The 6,066-nt window shown below is 62.1% G+C and carries 3 protein-coding genes and 2 pseudogenes; 3 read left to right on the forward strand and 2 right to left on the reverse strand.

All coding sequences use genetic code 11. From position 1 onward, the window contains the following. Nucleotides 1–581: 581 nt before the first annotated feature. Complete coding sequence (locus M0954_RS16670; protein WP_297354332.1) at nt 582–1,985, forward strand: methyl-accepting chemotaxis protein; 1,404 nt, start codon at nt 582–584, stop codon at nt 1,983–1,985. A gap of 93 nt (nt 1,986–2,078) precedes the next feature. Here the strand turns inward: M0954_RS16670 and M0954_RS16675 are convergent. Further along, nucleotides 2,079–2,396 (reverse strand): annotated as a pseudogene (locus M0954_RS16675) (type VI secretion lipoprotein TssJ); the annotation flags it as partial. Here M0954_RS16675 and tssD point away from each other — a divergent pair. Continuing rightward, nucleotides 2,394–2,669 (forward strand): annotated as a pseudogene (gene tssD, locus M0954_RS16680) (type VI secretion system tube protein TssD); the annotation flags it as partial. The pseudogenes M0954_RS16675 and tssD overlap by 3 nt on opposite strands. Before the next feature lie 156 nt (nt 2,670–2,825). Then, nucleotides 2,826–5,570: a type VI secretion system ATPase TssH gene (tssH, locus tag M0954_RS16685; RefSeq protein ID WP_297354334.1), complete on the forward strand. Its 2,745-nt coding sequence runs from the start codon at nt 2,826–2,828 to the stop codon at nt 5,568–5,570. A gap of 128 nt (nt 5,571–5,698) precedes the next feature. On the opposite strand, the gene M0954_RS16690 is transcribed toward tssH, so the two are convergent. Continuing rightward, nucleotides 5,699–6,066: ABC transporter permease subunit (locus M0954_RS16690; protein ID WP_297354336.1), on the reverse strand; the 368-nt coding region annotated here is incomplete at its 5' end.

The raw sequence follows: 6,066 nt of genomic DNA on the forward strand, positions 1-6,066 counted from the left end.
TCCTGCGGATAGCTGGGCCGGTACTTGACGTAGTCGGCGACGCGATCGGTGAAGCGCTGCGTGGAATCGGTCATGAGAGAAACCTGTGCCGGTGGGAAAGGAGTTCTAAGTTACCTGAGTTCGCGGTTGCGCGGATGACGGCGACGTGTGCGATGTGTGACTGCGATGTGTGTGATGTGTGCGGGAAGATGGGCCGTTACGTCAGGACGCTCTCGCGCAACGCCTGCCCCGGCTCCCGCTCGCGCTCGCGCGGCAGGCAAGCGCGCTCAGCCTCCGCCGCCGAGGAAGCGGAGCACATCCCAAAGAAACTTGCAGGCCAGCACAATCAGCTCCCACAACTGATAGAGCTGCTGCCAGCCGGCAAGGCACGCGAAGGCTTCAGACATAGTGGAGCAAGCAAAGGACGGTAGCTAGGTTCCAGGGTCGCAGGCTGGAACCGCTCAGCCTGCGGCGAGACCCACATCATAACGACCTCGGGATACCCCGTATCAAGTTGCGGGCCGTCGGGCCGTCATTATGGGGAGAAGCCGCGGCATCCGTGCTGGATGACCGCGCCGATCCGCGCCATCAAGGAGAGAGTCATGACGCGCTTTATTTTTGGCCGATCGAGCCGGGCGCCGTCGATTGTGGGCGACATTGCCGCGCAGGCAGGCAAACTCGGGATCGAGATCTGCGACGTCTCGGGCCACGTAGAAGAAGTCGCGGCACGGGTGCAACATCAGGCGCAGGTGTGTCGATCACTGCGCGACGCCGCGGCGCAGACGATGGCGGGCAATCGCCGGATCGCGACGGCCGCCCGCGAGATGCGCGACGTCACAACCGCGGTTGCCGGCGGCGTGCAGGAGTCGCAGCGGACGCTGGAGGCATCGCTGGCGGACATTCACGGTCTCGTCGAAGGCGTGACCGTGATCGAGAGCCACATTGGCGCGTTACGCGCTGCGATTGCGCATGTCAGCAGCGTCTCCGAGCAAATTTCGCTGATCGCGCGGCAGACGCACCTGCTCGCACTCAATGCGGCAATCGAAGCCGCACGGGCTGGCGAGTCGGGCAAGAGTTTCGCGGTAGTCGCAGCGGAGGTGAAAAACCTGTCGGCCAAGACAGCCCATGCGACGGGGCAAATCGAAAGCACGCTCGCACAACTGACCCAGCAGACCGAGCGATTGACGACCGAGGGGTCGGTGAACACGGCGCGAGCGCATCGGGTGCGGGAGGGCACGCGCAAGATCGGCGAGGTGGTGCACTCGACGGGCGAGGCGCTTACGCAACTCAACGCGGAGGCGGTACAGATTGCGACGCTGACGGGCGAAATCGAGAGCCAATGTACGGGACTGGAAGCGCAGGTCGCGGAGATGGCGAGCGGCGTGGAAGATTCGAGCGAAAACTTCGTTCAGGCGAAGAACCGGCTGAGCAACTTGTTGGGAGTATCGGAGACGCTGATCGAGTTGACGGCGGCCACGGGGGTCGAGACAACGGATACACGTTTTATTGAAGCGGTGCAGCAGACGGCGGCGAAGATCGGGAAGATGTTTGAGCGTGCGGTGGCGAGTGGGGAGCTGAAGCTGGAGGATCTGTTTGACCGGACGTATGTGTCGATTCCGGGGACGAATCCACCGCAGTTCATGACGCGGCTTACTGCGTTCACAGATCGGATGTTGCCTCACGTGCAGGAGCCTTTGCTTGGGTTGGACCCGCGGGTAGCGTTTTGTGCCGCGGTGGATGCGCGTGGGTATCTGCCGACGCATAACCAGAAGTTTTCTCAGCCGCAGCGCGACGATCCGGTCTGGAACGCGGCGAATTGCCGGAATCGACGGGTGTTCGATGATCGGACTGGGCTCGCGGCTGCGACTCATACGAAGGCGTTTTTGTTGCAGACGTATCGGCGCGATATGGGAGGCGGGGAGTTCGTGCTGATGAAGGATGCGTCGGCGCCCATCTACGTTGATGGGCGGCATTGGGGTGGGGTTCGGATGGGGTATAGGGTTTGATTGCTTCGTCGCGGCGAGCGTGTACAAGCGCGCCACACCCTACGGATCGTACCCCCTCCGGTTGGAGAAAGGGTGTAACCCCGGGTACCGTTTTTAGCCCTGCTTATGGACGCCGGATTGCGGGTCCGATGCTGCGGCCGACGCAGGACTTGCCGGCGTGGCCTGTTGTGGGGCTTTGTGTTTGACGGGTTGGGAGTCCGCACCGTCCAGCACCAGCTCGTTGCCGCGCACTTCGATCTTCACCGGATCGGTCTTCTTCCACTGCTTCTTCGGAATCGAGAGCTTCCACCCCGCGTCCTGCCCGGGCTCGCGGAAGAACGCCACTACGCCCACGACCTGCGCCGCCTCGTTCATCGGTTCGACGAAACTTGCGCTCGCATCTGGACGGAGCACGACGTCCTTCGTGGCTACCTCTACAAGGCGGTCACGAGCGGCCAGACCCTCAAGTCTGCCGAGATCAGGTGGTACAAGATCGACGACGCCGGCAAGGAGAAGGAGTACTTCAACACGAAGCTCGATAACGTGAAGATCGTCGCCGTGCGTCCGAAGATGCTCGACATCAAGGATCCGGACTACGAAAAGCACAACCACCTCGAGGAAGTCGAGCTGCGCTACGAGACGATTACCTGGTCATACAAGGACGGCAACATCATCCACAAGGACACTTGGAACGAGCGTTCCTGATTCACTGGTGGTCTGGAGGCCGGTCCGCCATCCCGGTGGTCTTCGGAATTACCGGCCTTCCTTTGCCAGTCTGCCTGTGCGGACTGGCCTTTTTATTGCGCGGGGCGGCCGCTCCAGGCTGGCACGCCCCTCTTCAGATGTGCGAATAACCCAAACATGACCGTGCACAACGACCGAAACGCTTCCTTCCGCGACGCCAGCCAGCTTCTGCAGCGGCTCAATCCACACTGCGCGAAAGCGCTCGAGGCTGCGGCAAGCCTGTGCCAGACACGGCTCGCAGACGAGATTTCGGTCGAGCACTGGCTGCTCAAGCTGATCGAGGCCGGGGACGGCGATATCCCGGCCATCATGAACCACTACGAACTGAACGTTGACGCCGTGTGGGATGCACTGCTCAGGGCGATTGACCACACACCCCGTAACCTGCGCGGGCGCCCCAGCATCTCTCCGCAGTTGGCCGTCGTCCTCCAGGACGCCTGGTTCCGAGCGTCTACACACGCTGATGGCAGCGACCCGGCCATCCGTTCCGGCCATGTCCTGCAGGCCATCGTTGAGGCGCCGCATGTCCTTCGTGCGGCCAATGCCTGGCAACTGCTGTCAGTGAGCAGTGCACAGATCGAACGCGTGCTGCCGCGCCTCGGCCCGCGAACCTGCGAGAACCAGCCAGAGGCGCCGGAAGTACTTTCCGACCAGTCCGCCGTCCCGACAGGAACCGATGCCGTTAGTCACGCGTCGGAGGGGAAAACAGCGCAGGCACCAACGCGCAATGTGGAAGGCGACGCACTGACCCGCTTTGCAATCGACACTACGGCGAAGGCGCGCGACGGCAAGATCGACCCGGTATTCGGACGCGACCGTGAGATCCAGCAGATGGTCGATGTGCTCGCCCGGCGGCGCAAGAACAACCCGATCCTCGTCGGCGAGCCGGGTGTCGGCAAGACCGCGCTCGTTGAAGGCCTCGCGCTACGCGTAGCCGTTGGCACCGTGCCGAACGTGATCCGTGATGTGCGTATTCTCACGCTCGATCTCGGTCTGCTGCAGGCCGGTGCGGGCGTGAAGGGCGAATTCGAGCAGCGCCTCAAAAATGTGATCGATGAAGTGCAGGCCTCGAACGTGCCGATCCTGCTTTTCATCGACGAGGCGCACACCCTGATCGGTGCAGGCAACGCAGCAGGCGGCGCCGACGCCGCCAACCTGCTCAAGCCCGCACTCGCGCGCGGCGAGCTGCGCACGATCGCCGCGACCACCTGGTCGGAATACAAGGAATACTTCGAGCGCGATGCCGCGCTTGAGCGTCGCTTCCAGATGATCAAGGTGGACGAGCCCGATGACGCAGCTGCCTGCCTGATGCTGCGGGGCCTCAAGGACCGCTACGCGAAGTATCACAACGTCCACATTCGCGACGATGCGCTGGTGGCCGCGGTCAGGCTCTCGCGCCGCTACATTCCCTCACGGCAGTTGCCAGACAAGGCGGTCGACCTGATCGATACGGCCGCAGCCCGTGTGCGCATGGGTCTCGAATCGCCGCCTGCGGAACTGCAACGCGCCCGCGCCGCGCTTGCCGCGCTGGAGCTGGAGCGAACCACGCTCGAAGACGATGCGCGTGCTGGTATCGAAAGCGCGGAAGAACGTCGCGCTGCGCTCGATGCCGCGCTCACCGATGCAAACGCACAGCTGGAGACCCTGCGGCAACGTTACGGGCGGGAACTTGGCCTCGTGCAGGCGCTGCTCGAGCAGCGCGATGCCGTAGCAGCCGGCTACACCGGGTCGCTGGCCCAGACGCGCGAGGCACTCGCGCATGCGCAGGGCAAGGCGCCGTTGATCTTCGCAGACGTAGACGCCCAAGCCATCGCCTGCGTGGTCGCCGAATGGACCGGCGTGCCGGTCGGCAACCTGCTCGAAGACGAACTGACCGGATTGCTCACGCTTGAAGAAAGCCTGGCCACCCGCGTGGTTGCCCAGGACGACGCAATTTCGGCACTCGCCGAAAGCCTGCGCACAGCGAAAGCGGGTCTGAAAAACGAGCATTCGCCGCTTGGCGTATTTCTGCTCGCCGGACCATCTGGGGTAGGCAAAACAGAAACGGCGCTCGCACTCGCCGATCTGCTGTTCGGGGGCGAAGCTGCACTGACGACAATCAACATGTCGGAGTATCAGGAAGCCCATACGGTTTCGCAACTAAAGGGCTCACCTCCCGGTTATGTCGGTTACGGGCGTGGCGGGATTCTCACCGAAGCAGTGCGACAGCGCCCATACAGCGTCGTGCTGCTCGACGAAGTGGAGAAAGCCCATCGCGACGTACTCGACATGTTCTACCAGGTGTTCGATCGCGGCACGATGCGGGACGGAGAGGGCCGTGAGATCGACTTCCGTAACTGCGTGATCCTGATGACGTCCAATCTCGGCAGTGCACAGATCGACGGGGCCACGGCGGAGAACCCCGTCATTTCGCAGGCCGAACTGCTCGACACAATTCATCCCCAACTCGTCGCGCATTTCCAGCTCGCCCTGCTCGCCCGCTTCCAGACCCTGGTCTACCGGCCGCTAGACGCCACGGCGCTCTCATCGATTGTGCGGCTGAAGGTCGCGAAGGTCGCAGAACGTCTGCGCCGTCTCCACGACATCGCGCTTACCTGCGACGATGCATTGACCGGCTCACTCGCACAGCATTGCCTCGCGCGCGAGTCCGGTGCCCGCAGCGTCGATGCGTTCCTCAACCAGCGCATTCTTCCTGCGGTGTCACGCGAGCTTCTGACACGGATGGCCGAAGGCTCGCTACCGGTTGAATGCCGACTGTCGATAGCCGCTGATGAAAGTCTCGTCATTGACTTCGTAGATCGCCACAACGCACCGTCTTCTGCCAACGCAACCGCTGACGATCTGGCTGCAGCCAGTACGTGAAGGAGTATGTGATGCCAGTCGGCCCTTCGCTGTACGTTTCGAGCCGCCTGGCTGCATGCGGGTGCAGCGTATTGAGCGTGAGCGTTAAGCCAAGCCGAAAAGCGCCGCGCAAGGCAAACCAAAAAAAATTAAACGGCCATAGCCATCCGCTTCCTCTCACTGCGCTGCATAAAATAATTAGCAACCACAACCCCAACAGTCACAAAAGCAATAAACAGCGTAGCAAGCGCATTCATCTCGGGATTAAGCCCTAACCGAACGCGAGAAAAAACCACCAGCGGCAAAGTAGTCGACCCGGGCCCCGACAAAAAAGCCGACAAAACCAGATCGTCAATAGACAGCGTAAAAGACAGCAACCACCCAGCCACGAGCGCCTGCGAAATCAACGGCAACGTGATAAAGAAAAACACCCGCAACGGCGTAGCCCCAAGATCAAGCGCCGCCTCTTCCAGCGAAGGATGCAACTCTTTCACCCGCGACTGCACAATAATCGCCA

The sequence above is a fragment of the Paraburkholderia sp. genome (assembly GCF_026225065.1).
Lineage (GTDB): Bacteria > Pseudomonadota > Gammaproteobacteria > Burkholderiales > Burkholderiaceae > Paraburkholderia.

Coding starts and splice junctions, on each gene's coding strand:
- M0954_RS16670 (WP_297354332.1), top strand. CDS start 582: ATGACGCGCTTTATTTTTGGCCGATCGAGCCGGGCGCCGTCGATTGTG.
- tssH (WP_297354334.1), top strand. CDS start 2,826: ATGACCGTGCACAACGACCGAAACGCTTCCTTCCGCGACGCCAGCCAG.